At 60.1% G+C, this 1,819-nt stretch carries 1 protein-coding gene; it reads left to right on the plus strand.

Features of this window, described 5'->3' with window-relative positions; translation table 11 throughout:
- The coding region (locus ACZYTD_RS17120) for a retention module-containing protein (RefSeq protein WP_463893897.1) at positions 1-1,819 on the plus strand (1,819 nt) is incomplete at both ends.

A 1,819-nucleotide genomic window follows, 5' to 3' on the forward strand; every position in this document is an offset into this window, starting at 1 on the left:
GGGGGCCCACGTACAGCTGGAGCCAGGTGACAGTAGTTCGGCCGCCCAGCCGCCTGCTATGCCAGAGATGCCCGCAATTGTTCCGGTGGGGGCGCTTAACGCACAAACGGGGCCGGGAGGCATCTCACCACTGGGTGCTCAGGGCACCAATGATATTGCCGCCATACAACAAGCCATATTGCAGGGGATAGACCCAACCCTGAACCTTGAGGCTACTGCCGCCGGTGGGGCACCTGGTGCCGGGGGCGGCGGAGCTGGCGGTAGCGGTAATGCAGGCTTTGTCTCTGTGGATCGAACCGGGGCGAGCATCTTGGCCGCAGCGGGTTTTGATACCAGTTACAGCAGCAGTGGCTTGATTGCACCGCCCGATCCGGTTGCGGTGGCTGAGAATAATCCGCCGCTGGCGGTCAATGATGCGGCGGTCACCGATGAGGATCAGCCGGTGACCATCAAGGTCTTGGCAAACGACTCCGATCCGGATGGTGATGCCATTGCCGTCATAGGCGCACCGTTGGCAGAGCACGGCGTGGTGACCGTCAACCCAGACGGCAGCTTAACCTACCAACCGGAGAGTAACTACCACGGTACGGATGTCATCACCTATACCATCACCGACCCGAGCGGCCTCACCAGCACGGCGGTCGTCAACATTACCGTCAATTCCGTCGATGATCCCATCCTAGTCCCACAGTCTCTGGAGTTGCCCGCGTTCAATGAGGCTGATTTGGCTATAGGCTCGAACAGCATCAAGGCTCCGTTGTCATTTGATGGCAGTTTCACCCTGCAGGCGCTGGCTGGATTGGCGTCGATAGGGGTAGGCGACCGTCAATTGTCGCTGGATAGCCTGCGTGCGCTGTTGAGTCAACCGGTCGAGTCGATGACCTTTACGACGCCGCGGGGTAATACCCTGCAGCTAACCGGTTTTGATGAGGCCACGGGTACGGTGAGTTATCGCTTTACCTTGGTGAACAATGTTGAACACCTGGGAGCGAATGGTGAGCGTTTGCTGGACGCGTTGCAACTGACGGTGACCGATACAGAAGGGGATACGGCGGGCGTGTTGCTCACCATTCCCGTTCTGGACGATGTGCCCCGGGCTGTGAACGATGCACCGGTTACGGCGGAAGGGACGCCGGTTGTGCTGGTAGAAGATGGTACGTTGCAGAGTGTGAGTGGCAATGTGCTGGTCAATGACCTGTACCCGAATGGTCAACCGGGAGCGGATGGCCGGAGCTTTGATGGTTGGGCGGATACGCCGTCCAGCGTGCTGTCACAGTACGGCAGCCTGGTGCTGGGAGCCAATGGCAGTTACAGCTTTGCCCTCGATAGTACGTTGCCGACCACGCAGGCACTGAAGGAGGGGGAAACCCGGAGCGAGAGCTTCAGTTATAACATTGTCGATGGTGACGGCGACCCGGCAACGGCCAGTTTGACGATAACCATCCAGGGCAGCAACGATGTGCCACAGCTGAACGTGGACCCGGGCAACGAGGGGGGCAATGACCAGGTGTTTGAAGCGGGCTTGCCCCAGGGCTCGGCGGCGGGCGATGGCAGCACGTTGGCCTACGGCAGCTTTAGCTTAGGGGATGCGGATGGCCTGGATGACCTGCAGAGCGTGACCCTGAACGGGACTGCGTTTGCGATGGCGGACTTGGTGGGGGCGGTGGTGGTTGGCGCCCATGGTAGCTTGACGGTGACTGGTTACGACAGCACGACCGGGGTTGCCAGTTATCGTTATGAGCTGACCAGCCCGACCACGGATGGTGCTGGGGCAGAGAGCGAGGTGTTTACGCTGAGCGTGTCTGATGGCAGCGCAAGT

This window comes from Pseudaeromonas sp. HNCC25DJ180 (genome assembly GCF_055413345.1).